We start from the raw sequence: 14,734 nt of genomic DNA on the forward strand, positions 1-14,734 counted from the left end.
CTCTTTTTCGTTTTTAACTGATGCTATTTTTTAACAAAACCAGCTTCTTCCGATTGAGGATAGCTGGCAAGTAGTTTGTTTTTGTATTGTGTCGCTATAGCAGCTTTGTGATCTACATCTTTGGCAATGCTATATAACTGATATAAAGAACGCGGTGCTTTGCTTGATGTTGGGTATTTATCTGCAACGATCTGATAATTCTTTTTGGCTTGAGCATAATTGACAGGATCAGTTGCTAAATGAAACTCAGCCAGCCAAAAATAAGCATTTGGTGTGTAGATACTATTTGGATGATTCTTAATAAAGTTTTCCATTGGTGCGATTGCTTTTTTAGCACCGCCTTGTTTATAGGCATCAAGTGCAACGGTATATGCTGCTTTGTCTAATTCTGTTGAGTCTTTATTTTCTGACGATGCTGAATTTGTATTGCTTGTTGAACTTACAGCAGGAGCGGGCTGCTGATTCGTTTGAGCCACTGGTGCGACAGGTGTTTGTTGGGGATTTGCATTTATAGGAGCTTGTGTATTCTCACTGGCTACTGGTGCGGCGCCATTTGCGTCAGTTGTTGCATTTTCATCAGTTGCGGCACTATCCGGATCTACTTTTTGATGGAGTAGCTCCAGACGTTGATCCAGATCAGTATAACGGTTAGCCAAATCTTTTTTTAGCTGATCAATTGAATGAGCTTGTTCTTCCAGTTGTCCGCGTAATGTACGGATATCATTTTCAAGTTGTTGATTTTTTTGCATCAACTGCCAGTTAAGATTGGTCGCGACAGGTTGATCATTTACAACTGACGTTGATCCAGAGTTAGATTGGCTTAATCCACGGGATTCAATCGGAACATTGGCGTAAATAGAAGAACCACAAAGTAGGGTAATCGCGAATAAAGAATGCTTTTTTAGCATAAGCCACAATCCATAATTTTAAATAAAACGTCAAGCAGTTGTTTTTTATTCATTCAGTCATAAAAAACAAATTGAAAGCAAATGCCATTAAAAACACCCCGCCATAGAATTGCAATAAGTAATTACAATATTTTAGCATTTTCATTTTTGATGCTGTTTGACAAAATTGATTTCACTCAAGAAATAAAGCCATGAAATGGTGTTGGCTTTGAGTTTGAAAAGAATGCTTTTATAGCCACATAGAAAGATGAAAAATAAACAAATCCTTAAATTTGTTGATGATTTAGTCAATTGAAACGAAAACCGCAGGAAAATTTGAGATAGCACTTGCAACACATTTAAAAATCTCTATACTCTGTTCTTGCAATGGTAGCCCTGCTGGTGGCTTCGCAATTGTACTCTGTGAACCCCGCCAGGACCGGAAGGTAGCAACGGTAGCAGATCTATGATGTGCCGAGGTTTTGCTAGTAGGGTTACCACCAATTACTCTTCTTCAGTCGTTCGACTAATCGCTTTCATAATCACATTCATATCAAAACCGCGATATTGCAAAAATCGAATTTGTTTGGCTTTTTGTTTCGGATCTTTTTCTATCTGAGTTCCAAATTTCTTAACTTTTAGCTGATAAGCCTGCTCAAACCAATCAACGTCCTGAATATCTTCTAAAATTAAATTGCTATCCAGTTGTTTGTGCTTGAGTGCCTGTTTAATTCGATTTGGGCCTTTGCCTTTGCGTATTTGGCTAGACAATACCATTTCAGCCACACGTTGATCGCTCTGGTATTGACGCTCTGATAGCTCCTCAACCAAGGCCAGAACTTCATCGCGATCCTGTGCATATAGACTGAGTTTTGCGATCAACTCTGCCTTTGCATATTCCTTACGTGTTAGCAGTGCAAAAGCGTAAGAACGCAAACGTGTGCCTGTAAGAAGGGGTTTATTTGCTTGATCATCTGAATTTGAATACATAAGGTCATTCCAAATGAAAAACGCCCCGCAGGGCGTTTGATGATAGCTTAATTAGCTTTCTAAAAAGTCAGGTTCTTCTTCTTCAACTTCAGTGCTATTTGCAACTGGCGTGCTGGTCAGCAATTGATCGCGAATCTGTTTTTCAATTTCCTGCGCAATCGCTGGATTTTCTTCAAAATAACGAATCACGTTATTTTTACCCTGACCAATTTTGTTGCCTTGATAAGAATACCATGCACCTGCTTTTTGCACGATCTCTTGTTGCACCGCTAAATCCACGACTTCACCCAGTTGATTGGTGCCTTTGCCATAAAGGATTTGGAAAAGTGCTTCTTTAAATGGAGGCGCCATTTTGTTTTTGACAACTTTGACTTTGGTTTCAGAACCAACAATCTCGTCACCTTCTTTGACCTGTCCAACACGACGAATATCTAAACGTACAGAAGCATAGAACTTAAGTGCATTACCACCAGTCGTGGTTTCTGGACTACCGAACATGACGCCAATCTTCATACGAATCTGGTTAATGAAGATCACCATACAGTTCGAACGTTTGGCATTACCCGTGATTTTACGCAATGCCTGACTCATGAGACGAGCTTGTAAGCCCATGTGTGAGTCGCCCATTTCGCCTTCAATTTCAGCGCGAGGAGTCAGTGCCGCAACAGAGTCGACAACAATCAGGTCAATCGCACCTGAGCGCACTAGCATGTCCGCAATTTCAAGTGCCTGTTCACCATGGTCAGGCTGTGAAACCAATAGATTGTCGATGTCTACGCCAAGCTTACGTGCATATTGTGGATCGAGTGCATGTTCAGCATCGATAAACGCGCACGTACCGCCCGCTTTTTGACATTGAGCAATGGCTTGTAAGGTCATTGTGGTTTTACCTGATGATTCAGGGCCATAAATCTCAACAATACGACCTTTTGGTAAACCACCAATACCGAGTGCAATATCCAGTGTCAGTGAGCCTGTGGACACCGCTTCAACTGCTTGTACCGTGTTGTCACCTAAGCGCATCACTGTATTTTTACCAAATTGTTTTTCAATCTGGCTCAAGGCCGCGTTTAATGCCTTGCTTTTATTATCATCCATCTCACAACCTCAAAACTGTGTAATATCACTATCATTCAAAGTGGATGTATCGAATTTTAACCTCGTTCCACCTGTGTATAGTGACAGATTTATTTTTAATATTCCATGTCAAGATGATGTCAGTACGACATAATATGACGTGTATAAAAAGCCATTCAATTAATCATCATGATAAGACCATGACTGGTCAAATTGTTGATCATTTTCTTGTTTAAACTTGCTGATTTGTCGACGATCTTTTTTGGATGGACGATGATCAGGTCGCGCTAGATTATGCAATTTTCTTTGTGCTGCAATCAACTCCCGACGCGCTAAACTGACCTCTGTTTCTTCATATAATAATTGAGCTACAGGCGCAGGACCACGTGTTGCTGAGAGTGCTTTAATCACCACGGTTTTCTTTTCAAATCCTTGCATGATGGTAAGTTCCATTCCGACACGGATTTCTTTAGAAACTTTGACGCGTTCACTGTCATGGTGGACTTTACCACCTTCAATTGCGGCTTTGGCAATGGAGCGAGTTTTAAAAAAACGTGCGGCCCAAAGCCATTTATCGACTCGCATTGAGTCATTGGCATGTTGTTCAAGCTGTTTTGACATCAATATCCTTAACTTGAGATTGAGGTAAAAAAGAAATTAATTCCATTAAATGATGGATGGCAGGGTAGTCTAAACTGGACGAATCTCGCGCAGGTTTTAAACTGGAAGGTTGTGTAATCGTAATCAGGTTTTCGATTCCAAATTGTTTGGCGCCTTCGAGCACCTGTGCTGTGTCATCAACCAAAATGACTTGAGTTGGATCAAATGGATGCAATTGTTGTAAAGCCTGCCAAAAGCCAATATCTTCTTTGGCATGACCCAATTGCTGGCTACTGACCATGATTTCAAAATAAGGGCGAAGTGCAACATTTTCAAGTTTAAGTTTTAAACTCGCTTGATCAGCATTGGTGACCAGCCAACAGCGATAACCTTGATCCTGAAGCTGTTGCAAAAGTTCAAAACAACCTGGTCGCGGTTGAATCTTGTGTTGAAATTCGTGTTGTAATTTCAGGACATCTACGCTGACTTTCGCTGTCCAATAGTCTGATGAATACCAAGATAAAGTATGCTTGTGCTGTTGGTAAAACTCAGATAAGGTCTCGTGACTTTGTTGCAAGGTACATTGATGAACTTGTGCATGACGTTCAGGCAGACATTGATTCCAGATAAAGTCATCAAAACTTAAGTCGAGTAGTGTGCCATCCATATCAAATAGGACAATAGGTAAAGTTGAAGAATTACAATTTGGCATAACAGGATAATCTATGTTTATTAAAACTCATGCGCCACAAGATACATTGATTATGCAATTGTTACCTGTGTTGCAGCAAGCGAGTCAAATTCTCTTTGAAGAATACCAAAGTTATACCACAGGAAGCGAGTTTAATATTCATCAGAAAAGTGATCAATCACCTGTGACGCAGGCAGATTTAAGAGTTAATCATTTTTTAATGCAAGCCTTGGCTCAAGTTCAGCCTATATATCCTGTGTTATCCGAAGAAAGTGATAATGTTGGTCGACACGAATGGTCAACCTGTTGGATGCTTGATCCTTTGGATGGAACCAAAGAGTTTATTCATAAACGCGATGAATTTACCATTAATTTAAGTTTAATTGAAAACTCGAAAACTATTTTTTCGGTCATTGTCGTGCCTTGTGAACAACAAATGTATTTGGGTTATCTCGATAATCTCCCGTATAAATATCAGTTTAATCATGGACAATGGTGGCGTTATCAAAATGCCAAAAGCTCTCCATCTCAGACCTTACAAATTGGTTTAAGTCATAGCAGTAAAAATCCGAAGTATCAGCAGTTTATTGGGTTTATTGAGCAACAGAATCATGCCGTAATTCGTCGTGAAGCAGGCAGTGCTTATAAATTTTGTATGATGCTTGAAGGTGAGATTGATCTTTATCCAAGATTTCATCCGACTTCGGAATGGGATACCAGTGCAGGTCAGGGTTTACTGGAAAGTATTGGTGGTGGTTTAGTCTCATTACATGGGCGGCCATTTGAATATAACCAACGTGATACGGTGCTCAATGCTGGCTTTTTGGCATTTACCACTCCAGAAATAAAAGATTTAGCATTAAATGCGCTAAAGCATGTGCAGATTACAGATTGAGAGTTTTGACCTGCATGTTATAGTGAGCAGGTAATGAAAATGACAACATAAGATGATATATGGCACTTAAGCTATTACCTCCCAGTATGCTACAGGCGATTGATTTATTGCCTGATGGCAATATTCCTGTGACACTTTTTACACGGCATTCAATTCGTGAAATTGTCAATGGACAAGGCTTGGCAGGTTATGATTTACAACTTACTGAATCTGGTCGAGTGTTGGCGGAGGAATGGGGTGCCTGTTTGATTGAAAATACAGGTCGAATGATTCAGCACTGTATTTCAAGCCCTATTCAGCGCTGTATTGATACTGCTGCTTTGATGATTGAGGGAGCTGATCGGGTAACTCCCACCAGTAATACCCATACCATTGAGATTGTTGAGCAAGGCTTATTGGTTGAACCGGGTAGTTTTGTACTGGATATAAAAAAAGCCGCGCCTTATTTTCGAGAACAAGGTGCGCTAGGGTTTATTAATAGTTTTGTCAATAACGCCTTACCCGGAATGAAGCATCCGATCACGGGTGTATTTGATGTACTAGAGCTGATTTATAATACTCATCCAAATGCTTCAAATGGTTTAAGTCTGGCGGTAAGTCACGACACGATTATTGCTGCGATTGTTGCGGTGATTTCGGGTCGTAGTCAGATTGATAAAGAAGATTGGCCTGCAATGATGGAAGGCTTATTTGTCTGGTTTGAGGGCGATGACTTTCTGAATAGTCAATTGAAATGGATTTGGCGTGGCGAAGTACATCAGTTGAATGTCAGTGATTTTATTCAGCCAAATCAGCGTTTATAAAAACCGCTTATAAAAATATTGCATGAGTTTCAGTAAAAACTGGGTGATATGCATCGCAATGTATTGAATCGATCTGGACAAAAATCTCGCTTTTAAAATGACGCATAATAAGATGCTGATGACTAAACAAAATGCCAGATTGAGCATCCAATTCGTTGAAGAGAATGTGATCAATTTAGTTAAGGTAATGATAAAAAAACCGTGTAGTAAGTAAATGGCTAGAGTATTTTCACCCATGCTCCTCAAAATATCTGGGAGTTTGGATGCATACGCAAGTGAAGCAATTATTCCGCAACTTGCGATCATTAATAGCCATAAGCGAGTTAAAACTCCGTGAACAGCCTCTACTTGTAACTGTTGATAAGACAAACTTCCATATAACCAGTAAGGATTGGGTCTGAGTAAAGCCAGCAAAGTGATTGATATTATTATGCTTGCAGCCGCAATCCAGAGTGAATACTTGGTATTTTGTATGTAGTGTAAAAAAGATTTACCATAAAGCGCGCCAGCCACAAAAAATGGCAGGAACACAAAAATCCGTCCGATGGAAAACAGGTAATTATTGAATGGAGATAGCCCGATACCTAAACTTGCAAAAATGGCAATAAGCAAAGGATAATGCGTTTTCATGAGTAACGGTGTGATCAGACTCCAAGCTACCATTCCCCATAGATACCACAAAATCCAATACGGTTTGATCACCCAATTCAGCCAGTTTTGAGTGTGTTGCCAAAAGGATTCAAAGCAAAAATAAAGAATTTGAAACAACAGTGCGAGCACAGCAAAAAATAAGACTTTTTCAAATAATTTATGATTTTTAAACAATAAGCCTGAGACAAAAATAAAAGCAGGCATGTGAAAACTGTAGATAAATGCAAGTAATGCACTATTTGGATCAATCCAGCCAATGAAAAGTTCTAAGCAGTGACCCAACACCACCAGAAAGATGAGTAAACCTTTGGCTTTGTCTAAATGGGGATTACGCATATAAAAGAAAGAATGAGCTTTAAATTTATTATTTTCATGGCAATAAAAAAAGCCCAGTAGGGCTTTCTTTATTTGCTGCTTAGTTAGAAGCTAATGCTTTAACTTGAGCGTTTAAACGGCTCTTATGACGAGCAGCTTTGTTTTTGTGGATGATGCCTTTATCAGCCATACGGTCGATTACAGGAACAGCTTTTTTATAAGCTTCTGTAGCAACAGCATAATCACCAGATGCGATTGCACTTACAGTACGTTTGATGTAAGTACGAACCATAGAACGCAAGCTTGCGTTGTGTTTACGCGCTTTAACGTTTTGACGCGCACGTTTTTTTGCCTGAGCAGAGTTTGCCACTCTTGCACTCCTTGAAATTTGATTGGTCTGGGCGGGCTGAAGTTTCACTGGTTATAGTTAAAACTATCACCAGCCCGTAAACAAGTGCCATATTTTGATGAATTGGTGCGGCTAAGTCAAGTCTTGAGACGTTTTTGCAACGTTTTTGATGGTGATAAATTTTCAGGAACAGGCTAAATTAAAGCGAAAATAAGTAGGCTGGTTAAAATATGACAAATATGAACAAAAAAGCATTGGTGATTGGTGCGACTGGATTGGTCGGAAAAGCATTGGTAAAACAATTACAAGCAGCGTCAGAGTTTGAATCTGTCACTGTAGTGGTGCGAAAAGAATTAGATGAATTTAAAGTATTTTCTAAAGTCAGTCAGTTTGTACTCGAAGACTTTTTGTTACTCAATGATCAGGATGTCAGTGGCTATACACATGCTTTTAGTTGTTTGGGATCGACCATTAAAAAAGCAGGCTCTAAACAAAAATTTTATGCGATTGATTATGAAATCAATGCACATTTTGCAGATTTACTGCAAGATAAAGAAACACATTTGCTTTTGGTGAGTGCGATGGGTGCAAATTCATCTTCAATATTCTTTTATAATCGGGTCAAAGGGCTGCTTGAAGATTATTTGAAGACACTCACACTCAACAAACTTTCAATCTTTCATCCTTCTTTATTGATTGGTGAGCGAGATGTGCAAAGACTCCTTGAAGGCGCGGCACAGAAGATATTTTTGCTGCTTAAAGACACCATTAAAAAACCATTGATGTATAAGCCTGTGACTGCGGAGCAATTGGCGCATATCATGATCATCGCTGCAAATACACAAATGGAAAGCTTTAAAATTTATGATAATTTAGCCATACAAACTACTTCATAATGGAGAACAACATGAGTCTAGTGCCTTTCGTAACCTGTGATTTACTTGATGATCATCCTGATAAAGACATTCAGGTTGTAACCCCTTCACTGGATGGACGTTTTTTTAAGAGTTACGGAGCACGTAAAACATTTGGTGGTCAAATTGTGACAGTAAAATGTTTTGAAGATAATTCACGTGTTAAAGAGTTGCTGGCAACGGACGGAACAGGAAAAGTGCTGGTGGTGGATGGCGGTGCGTCGATGCGCTGTGCTTTGATGGGCGATATGATTGCTGAGTCAGCGGTAAAAAATCACTGGAACGGTGTGGTCATTTATGGCTGTGTACGTGATGTTGATGCGATTGTTGAGCTAGATTTGGGCGTACATGCATTGGCTGCAATTCCACAAAAAAGTAACCGCAAAGGCATAGGCGAAGTTGATGTAAATCTTTATTTTGGTGGCGTAACATTTAAGTCTGGCGACTTTATTTATGCGGATAACAATGGCATCGTGGTCGCTACAGAGCAACTCGTCAATTTATAATAATAGGATACCTTTATGGTGATTCATCAAATAAAAGTCTTGCAATCGCTTGCATCAAGTTTGGCAGAGGGCGGTCGTGGAGTTAGTGGTACGCCATTTCCAATTCAGCCTGCAAAACCACTTAAATTGTATGAGTTTGAAGGATCACCATTTTGCCGTCGTGTTCGAGAAGCGATTACCTTATTGAATCTTGATGTCGAAATTTATCCTTGTCCCAAAGGTGGACAAAAGTACCGTCAAATTGTGAAAGAAAAGGGAGGAAAATTACAATTTCCTTTTCTGATTGATGAAAATACAGGAGATCAGCTTTTTGAGTCTCAGGACATTATTCATCATCTTTTTAAATATTATGGGAAAACTGGAAAAACGCCAGCGAAATATAGCCATTATCCAAAAATCCCTGTGCCTGAGTTTGCAGGAACACTTCTAAACATGGCACGTGGAGTCTGGGTGAATAAGAAGATCATTCATCGTGCTGCGCCAGAACAATTGCTTGAGTTATGGAGTTTTGAGGCAAGTCCATACTCACGTATTGTTCGTGCGACGTTGACAGAGTTAGAAATTCCTTACATTTTACATAATGTACCAAAGGAACGCTGGCAAGATATGGGACCTGCGGTCTTACGTTTAAAACCCGGTAAATATGAGCCTTTGGCGGGTGGCAAGCGTGAAAAAATGATATCTAAAATGCAAGGAAAGATGCAAGTGCCTTATTTGGTTGATCCCAATACAGGGGTTAAATTGTTTGAATCCGCTCAAATTGTGAAATATCTAAAAAAACAATATGGCAAAGCATAAGTTACCTGAATCTATCAAACACGTATAACTTTAAAGCTATGCGTGTTTTTGTTTGTATTTTGCGCAGGCGAAATATTTTAAACGAAGTAGCTGCAAGCTTTTTTATACTTTTATATACAATATGTTAAATTAGTAGAAGAACAAAATGCTCAGACAAGGCAGAGGTTTATGACATTGACTCGAGTTCAGCCTGTTACCAGTCGTCCAGGTGAAAATGCTTTATTTATTGTATTGGGGCTATCTTTAACAGATGGTGTAAAAGAAAAAGTAATCGATTTTGCTGCAAATTTTTCAGCATTAACCCGTAGTTTAAGAGCACGTTATCCTGATGATAACTTTAATGCTGTTTTAGGCTTTAGTTCTAACGCATGGGACATGTTATTTGCTGGTCAGCCTAAACCACACGAATTAACCACTTTTAAAGAAATTAAAGGGCCCAAATATACGGCTGTTTCAACGCCTGGCGATTTATTTTTTCATATTCGCGCTGATCGTCAGGCCTTGTGCTATGAGCTTGCCAGTATTATTCATGAGCAACTCAAAGATTTAACTCATCCTGTCGATGAGGTTCATGGTTTCCGTTATTTTGATGGTCGTGCCATTATTGGATTTGTAGATGGTACTGAAAATCCTGAGCCTGAAATTGCGGCTGAATATGCCTTGGTTGGTACAGAAGATCCACTGTTTACTGGTGGAAGCTATGCTTTTGTTCAAAAATATGTGCATGACATGGATAAATGGCGAAGCCTAAGTGATGAAGAACAGGAAAAAGTGATTGGTCGTAAAAAGTTTAATGATGTTGAACTGGGTGATGATGTAAAACCGGGTACAGCACATAATAATGTCAGCAAAGCCTATGATGATGAAGGCAATGAACTGAAAATTATGCGCGCTAATATGCCATTTTCTAATCCAAGTAAGGGTGAATATGGAACTTACTTTATTGGTTATGCCAATAAATTTAGTACGACTCGTCAAATGTTAGAGCATATGTTTCAAGGCAACGCTGAAGGGCATTTAGATCGTTTACTGGATTTTAGTACTGCGCAAACGGGAACATTGTTCTTCGTTCCTACAGTCGATTTTCTGGATGATTTAGGCGATGAATAACTAATTCATTGATACGTGTAAAAATAAAACCCAAGAGAGTCATCTTCTTGGGTTTTTAATTAACGCTTTTAATYAGGGTGGTTAAATAGACTTCTTTCCTCGTTGTTTAAAGCCTCTTTATTTTYTCCCATAAGRARAAATAAAAGGGRCTTATGAARGAAGTCTAATATTTAATGAGCTAAACATTAAAATCGTTCAGCCATGGCCATGTTCCACATCCGATAATAAAAGTTTTCATCATCTTTTTCATGACAGTCTAAAAGCTCTCCACCTTTAAAGAAAAAGTGCAGTTGCGCGTAGTTCTTAATTTCACGATCATTCAAGCGTTGTGCCAAATGATGCGCCTTAATTTCAGAAGGATGCTGCAAACCTGCTGCTGCAATCATTTCAGAGAGTGCATGCAGTGTATTTTTTTGGAAATGAAATACACGATCGGCTTTGGTTGGAACATCAATCGCTTTTTGGCGGTCTTTATCTTGGGTCGCGACACCAACTGGACATTGATTGGTATGACAGCTTTGCGCTTGAATACAACCCACTGCAAACATAAAGCCGCGTGCAGAATTGACCCAATCTGCACCCAATGCAAAGGTACTGGCAATATCAAAAGCACTAATAATCTTACCACTGGCACCTAATTTAATCTGATCTCGTAAGCCTGCTCCAATTAAAGTGTTATGCACAAACTGTAAGCCTTCACGCAGCGGTGTTCCGATGAAATCACTAAATTCGACAGGCGCAGCTCCCGTACCACCTTCAGAGCCATCCACCACGATAAAATCTGGAATAATTTGGGTAGCAAGCATGGCTTTGACAATGCCCATAAATTGCCATGGCTGACCAATACACAGTTTAAAACCGACAGGTTTTCCACCTGAGAGTTCACGTAATTGCTGAATAAAATGCATCATCTCGATTGGCGTGTTAAACGCAGAATGCTTTGGCGGAGAAATACAATCGCGGTCGCGCGGTACTCCCCGAATTTCTGCAATTTCCTCAGTGATTTTATTTTTCGGCAAGATTCCGCCGTGTCCTGGTTTAGCGCCTTGCGAAAGTTTGATTTCAATCATTTTGATTTGTGGAAGTGCTGCCTGCTTTTTAAATTTTTCAGGATCAAATTTTCCGTCCAGTGTGCGGCAACCAAAATAACCACTGGCAATTTCCCAGACGATATCGCCGCCATTTTCCAAATGATAAGGACTTAAACTACCTTCGCCCGTGTCATGATAAAAATTTCCCATTTTTGCACCTTTATTCAGCGCACGGATCGCATTGGCACTCAAGCTACCAAAGCTCATGGCTGAAATATTCATGATCGATGCGCTATAAGGCTGTGTACACTGGTGATTACCAATTTCAATCCGAAAAGTTTTAGGATCAGCAGGTTCACATGGGGTGATTGAATGTACCATGAAGCGATAATCATCTTGATAGACATTGATGATAGAACCAAAAGGTTTGTCAGCATTTTCATTTTTGGCGCGTTGATACACTAAACTGCGCTGCATGCGTGAGAAAGGCAGGGCATCCTGATCAGATTCAATAAAATATTGACGGATTTCAGGACGAAAGTCTTCAAAGAAAAACCGAAAATGCCCCATGATCGGGTAGTTTCTTAGAATAGAATGTTTATTTTGCAAAACATCATAAAGCCCCAGCAGACTGAGTAAACCTGTAATGAGCCACAATCCATTTAGAAAAGTATCAGAAACAAAATAATAAATATAATGAGGTGCATAAGAGATGCGAAACCAACTAATGCTGATGGCAACAATAATGCACAGGAACCAGACTGAATGCCGCGAAAAAAAAGTATTTAAAAACTTATGTCGAATACTTTGGGTGAGATTGGCCATTAAAACAATATTCCTTTTTTATTGTCATCTAAATTAGCCAACAAGCCAGCTTAAGCTCAAGTAACGAATTGTTAGAGCTGAGAATTATTCTAAACTCCCAGCTCAAAAAATAACTTATTCTGTTTCTTCTTCAGGCGGCAGCAACATTAAAACCGAGTCATTGAGTAACTGGGTAATATCCTCAAGTATCTCTTGTTGATTCAAAGATTGATCAAAATTCAGAATTTCACCGTCGGCCAATCGTTTTAAGCTTTGTTCAAAGACTTCTGAAATACAGCATTCTTCACCATTTGCCCAAAAAAGTAACTGTCCATCTTCTTCGGTATATAAAAGCCGTGAAGCGGGTTCCAGTCGCAGCTCATATCCAGTATCCAGAATCTCAAGCAAATCATCGGCTTCAATTTCATCTGCTTCTGGAATATTGTCTGGATATTTAGGTTCAGACATCAGCGACATCAGCGCATGTTCAAAGTCACTGGAATGTTGTAATTGCTCCAGTACTTTGGCTTTGAGATAAGCCAGCTCATTTGCCGTGATTTCTCCAATAGCAGAGCTTTGATCGCGAACAATATCCAATAATGGATTTTTTAATAAACTATTATCGGCAAATTTGTCGCTGACACGATCCATCATGGTCGCGATATTTGGCATACGAAAGCCAAAGGAAAAGGTTAAACAATCATCTTCTGCGACACCGTAATGTGACAAACCGGGCGGCACATAGAGTAAATCGCCTGGAGCCAACACCTCATCAAAATCAATTTCCATCTCTGGGAGGAGTTTTAACGGCTGATTTGGCACAAACTCAGTTGAAGCATCACACATTTGCCCGAGTTGCCAACGACGATGACCATAACCTTGAACTAGAAAAACATCATAAAAGTCAAAATGTTGACCTACAGAACCGCCTTTTGGGGCATAAGATACCATAATGTCATCACGTCGCCATTGGGGGATAAATGGAAACTTGTTCCAGAGTTCTGCCAGATCAAAAGAATAGTGATCGACCGCCTGAACCAATAAAGTCCACAGTTTTGGCATCTTCTGAAAATCACCTTTGATCAATGGAGAAGATTTGACAGTCCATTGATTTGGGTCTTTATCTTTTTGTTTGAGTAGACGCGCAGAAACGGTTTCTTCTAAAGCCAGTTCTTTAACATCATCAGGCTCAAGAATATGGATAATTTCTGGCATAGCATTACGAACCAGTAATGGTTTTTTTTGCCAGTATTCAGTTAAAAATTGTTCTGCGGTAATTCCGCCTAAGACATCAAGAGATTTGGACATAACACAAAAACCAAAATATTTTGTATATTGTTCAATAATCGTTATCAAGTTACAAGATGATGCAAGATTGAGTGGGTAAACAGATATCAATTTTTTAAAGTATTTATTGTTCGTCAACGATAATAAATTGATCGTTATCTATTGGTTTTAAGCTTAATTGTGAGAAATAGTTGGTGTAAATTTGATGCGCAATCTCAATAAAAGGGTCATTGTTGAAATGAGGAAGAGGATAGAAATCGATTAAATTCAAACCTTGTGTATCACTAAGTTGTGGTGCTTTGTTTATATCATCCATCAACTGGATATAATCAATATCTGGGGCTAAAACAATACTCCCCGCCGAACTTCCAATATAGGGTTTTCCTCGGTTAATCCAATCAGAGATAAGCTGATCTGCACCCGTACGTCTCAGCTCTTGCAACAAATAAAATGTATTGCCTCCAGAGATAAAGATGTAGTCACTTTCTGACAATATGGTCTTCATTGATTCAAATGTAGAATGACTTATATCAAGTTCGTTAATATTTAAACCTAAGTTTTTGAAGGCAAGTCTGTCATTTTCAACGTATCCACGATAGTCTTCGACTAAAGATGCTGTTGCAATAAATGCGACAGATCTATCCTGTAATGACTCATTTAAAAAGACAGCTAAATGTGATGAAACATCAGCAAATGATGCAGCTAAAAATATTTTTTTCATGATTCGTTCCCATTTTAGTTAAAGTTATGGAATCACAATATTTAATTGCCTCAAATAATAGCATAGCTGGATTAAAGGCAGTCCCATCAGTGTCGTTTGATCATTGCCCGACATTGACTCAAATAAACTAATGCCCAAACCTTCGCAGCGAAAACTTCCTGCACATTGTAAAGGTTGTTCAATCGCGACATAACGCTGAATTTCATCCAGTGTAAGCTCACGAAATTTAACCTGATAATGTTCAACCAGCGTTTTTTCAAAACCACTGTGTAAATGCTGAATACTAAGTCCAGTACTAAAACATA

The 14,734-nt window shown here is 39.2% G+C and carries 17 protein-coding genes and 1 other RNA gene; 7 read left to right on the forward strand and 11 right to left on the reverse strand.

What is annotated here, in order from left to right:
• Window positions 1-23: 23 nt before the first annotated feature.
• Window positions 24-908 (reverse strand): YbgF trimerization domain-containing protein, encoded by an 885-nt coding sequence (locus JR005_RS11080; RefSeq protein ID WP_218665041.1) that lies wholly within the window; start codon window positions 906-908, stop codon window positions 24-26.
• Window positions 909-1,284: 376 nt separating this feature from the next.
• Here JR005_RS11080 and ffs point away from each other — a divergent pair.
• An RNA gene (gene ffs / locus JR005_RS11085) (signal recognition particle sRNA small type) lies at window positions 1,285-1,381 on the forward strand.
• A gap of 10 nt (window positions 1,382-1,391) precedes the next feature.
• On the opposite strand, the gene JR005_RS11090 is transcribed toward ffs, so the two are convergent.
• The 4 genes from JR005_RS11090 to JR005_RS11105 all read right to left on the reverse strand — a co-directional run bounded on the left by JR005_RS11090 (window position 1,392) and on the right by JR005_RS11105 (window position 4,266).
• The gene (locus JR005_RS11090) at window positions 1,392-1,877 is read right to left on the reverse strand and encodes a regulatory protein RecX (RefSeq protein ID WP_218665042.1); all 486 of its coding nucleotides are present in this window, start codon (window positions 1,875-1,877) and stop codon (window positions 1,392-1,394) included.
• Between the two features lie 51 nt (window positions 1,878-1,928).
• The gene (gene recA, locus JR005_RS11095; protein WP_004998126.1) at window positions 1,929-2,975 is read right to left on the reverse strand and encodes a recombinase RecA; all 1,047 of its coding nucleotides are present in this window, start codon (window positions 2,973-2,975) and stop codon (window positions 1,929-1,931) included.
• 159 nt (window positions 2,976-3,134) lie between these two features.
• Window positions 3,135-3,575, reverse strand: a complete 441-nt coding sequence (locus tag JR005_RS11100; protein WP_004987998.1) for an RNA-binding S4 domain-containing protein — start codon at window positions 3,573-3,575, stop codon at window positions 3,135-3,137.
• Window positions 3,559-4,266, reverse strand: a complete 708-nt coding sequence (locus tag JR005_RS11105) for an HAD-IA family hydrolase (protein ID WP_218665043.1) — start codon at window positions 4,264-4,266, stop codon at window positions 3,559-3,561. Before JR005_RS11105 ends, JR005_RS11100 begins: the two co-directional genes overlap by 17 nt.
• A 13-nt stretch (window positions 4,267-4,279) precedes the next feature.
• Between JR005_RS11105 and JR005_RS11110 the strand changes: the two genes are divergently transcribed.
• Window positions 4,280-5,140: a 3'(2'),5'-bisphosphate nucleotidase CysQ family protein gene (locus JR005_RS11110; protein WP_218665044.1), complete on the forward strand. Its 861-nt coding sequence runs from the start codon at window positions 4,280-4,282 to the stop codon at window positions 5,138-5,140.
• A 59-nt stretch (window positions 5,141-5,199) separates the two neighbouring features.
• Entirely contained in the window at window positions 5,200-5,943 is a 744-nt protein-coding gene (locus JR005_RS11115; RefSeq protein WP_218665045.1) for a histidine phosphatase family protein, read from the forward strand.
• Here JR005_RS11115 and JR005_RS11120 read toward each other — a convergent pair.
• On the reverse strand, window positions 5,938-6,930 hold the full coding sequence (locus tag JR005_RS11120) for an acyltransferase family protein (protein WP_218665046.1): 993 nt from the start codon (window positions 6,928-6,930) through the stop codon (window positions 5,938-5,940). The genes JR005_RS11115 and JR005_RS11120 overlap by 6 nt on opposite strands.
• Before the next feature lie 79 nt (window positions 6,931-7,009).
• The gene (gene rpsT / locus JR005_RS11125) at window positions 7,010-7,279 is read right to left on the reverse strand and encodes a 30S ribosomal protein S20 (protein WP_004987979.1); all 270 of its coding nucleotides are present in this window, start codon (window positions 7,277-7,279) and stop codon (window positions 7,010-7,012) included.
• 209 nt (window positions 7,280-7,488) lie between these two features.
• Between rpsT and JR005_RS11130 the strand changes: the two genes are divergently transcribed.
• From JR005_RS11130 to JR005_RS11145, 4 genes are all read left to right on the forward strand, one after another.
• On the forward strand, window positions 7,489-8,154 hold the full coding sequence (locus JR005_RS11130; RefSeq protein WP_218665047.1) for a nucleoside-diphosphate sugar epimerase: 666 nt from the start codon (window positions 7,489-7,491) through the stop codon (window positions 8,152-8,154).
• An 11-nt stretch (window positions 8,155-8,165) separates the two neighbouring features.
• Complete coding sequence (rraA, locus tag JR005_RS11135) at window positions 8,166-8,678, forward strand: ribonuclease E activity regulator RraA (RefSeq protein WP_218665048.1); 513 nt, start codon at window positions 8,166-8,168, stop codon at window positions 8,676-8,678.
• Between the two features lie 15 nt (window positions 8,679-8,693).
• Complete coding sequence (locus JR005_RS11140; protein ID WP_218665049.1) at window positions 8,694-9,476, forward strand: glutathione S-transferase N-terminal domain-containing protein; 783 nt, start codon at window positions 8,694-8,696, stop codon at window positions 9,474-9,476.
• A 168-nt stretch (window positions 9,477-9,644) separates the two neighbouring features.
• On the forward strand, window positions 9,645-10,586 hold the full coding sequence (locus JR005_RS11145) for a Dyp-type peroxidase (protein WP_218665050.1): 942 nt from the start codon (window positions 9,645-9,647) through the stop codon (window positions 10,584-10,586).
• Between the two features lie 185 nt (window positions 10,587-10,771).
• On the opposite strand, the gene JR005_RS11150 is transcribed toward JR005_RS11145, so the two are convergent.
• The 4 genes from JR005_RS11150 to JR005_RS14935 form a co-directional block, all read right to left on the reverse strand.
• On the reverse strand, window positions 10,772-12,442 hold the full coding sequence (locus JR005_RS11150; RefSeq protein ID WP_004987969.1) for an FMN-binding glutamate synthase family protein: 1,671 nt from the start codon (window positions 12,440-12,442) through the stop codon (window positions 10,772-10,774).
• A 114-nt stretch (window positions 12,443-12,556) separates the two neighbouring features.
• Window positions 12,557-13,729 (reverse strand): cupin domain-containing protein, encoded by a 1,173-nt coding sequence (locus JR005_RS11155; RefSeq protein ID WP_218665051.1) that lies wholly within the window; start codon window positions 13,727-13,729, stop codon window positions 12,557-12,559.
• Between the two features lie 103 nt (window positions 13,730-13,832).
• Window positions 13,833-14,429, reverse strand: coding sequence for a Type 1 glutamine amidotransferase-like domain-containing protein (locus JR005_RS11160; protein ID WP_218665052.1), 597 nt, complete (start codon window positions 14,427-14,429; stop codon window positions 13,833-13,835).
• Between the two features lie 24 nt (window positions 14,430-14,453).
• Window positions 14,454-14,734: Maf family protein (locus JR005_RS14935; RefSeq protein WP_228731694.1), on the reverse strand; the 281-nt coding region annotated here is incomplete at its 5' end.

It is taken from the genome of Acinetobacter sp. Colony158, assembly GCF_019264745.1.
GTDB classification, from domain to species: domain Bacteria; phylum Pseudomonadota; class Gammaproteobacteria; order Pseudomonadales; family Moraxellaceae; genus Acinetobacter; species Acinetobacter ursingii.

Coding starts and splice junctions, on each gene's coding strand:
- JR005_RS11080 (WP_218665041.1), bottom strand. CDS start 908: ATGCTAAAAAAGCATTCTTTATTCGCGATTACCCTACTTTGTGGTTCT.
- JR005_RS11090 (WP_218665042.1), bottom strand. CDS start 1,877: ATGTATTCAAATTCAGATGATCAAGCAAATAAACCCCTTCTTACAGGC.
- recA (WP_004998126.1), bottom strand. CDS start 2,975: ATGGATGATAATAAAAGCAAGGCATTAAACGCGGCCTTGAGCCAGATT.
- JR005_RS11100 (WP_004987998.1), bottom strand. CDS start 3,575: ATGTCAAAACAGCTTGAACAACATGCCAATGACTCAATGCGAGTCGAT.
- JR005_RS11105 (WP_218665043.1), bottom strand. CDS start 4,266: ATGCCAAATTGTAATTCTTCAACTTTACCTATTGTCCTATTTGATATG.
- JR005_RS11110 (WP_218665044.1), top strand. CDS start 4,280: ATGTTTATTAAAACTCATGCGCCACAAGATACATTGATTATGCAATTG.
- JR005_RS11115 (WP_218665045.1), top strand. CDS start 5,200: ATGGCACTTAAGCTATTACCTCCCAGTATGCTACAGGCGATTGATTTA.
- JR005_RS11120 (WP_218665046.1), bottom strand. CDS start 6,930: ATGCGTAATCCCCATTTAGACAAAGCCAAAGGTTTACTCATCTTTCTG.
- JR005_RS11130 (WP_218665047.1), top strand. CDS start 7,489: ATGACAAATATGAACAAAAAAGCATTGGTGATTGGTGCGACTGGATTG.
- rraA (WP_218665048.1), top strand. CDS start 8,166: ATGAGTCTAGTGCCTTTCGTAACCTGTGATTTACTTGATGATCATCCT.
- JR005_RS11140 (WP_218665049.1), top strand. CDS start 8,694: ATGGTGATTCATCAAATAAAAGTCTTGCAATCGCTTGCATCAAGTTTG.
- JR005_RS11145 (WP_218665050.1), top strand. CDS start 9,645: ATGACATTGACTCGAGTTCAGCCTGTTACCAGTCGTCCAGGTGAAAAT.
- JR005_RS11150 (WP_004987969.1), bottom strand. CDS start 12,442: ATGGCCAATCTCACCCAAAGTATTCGACATAAGTTTTTAAATACTTTT.
- JR005_RS11155 (WP_218665051.1), bottom strand. CDS start 13,729: ATGTCCAAATCTCTTGATGTCTTAGGCGGAATTACCGCAGAACAATTT.
- JR005_RS11160 (WP_218665052.1), bottom strand. CDS start 14,429: ATGAAAAAAATATTTTTAGCTGCATCATTTGCTGATGTTTCATCACAT.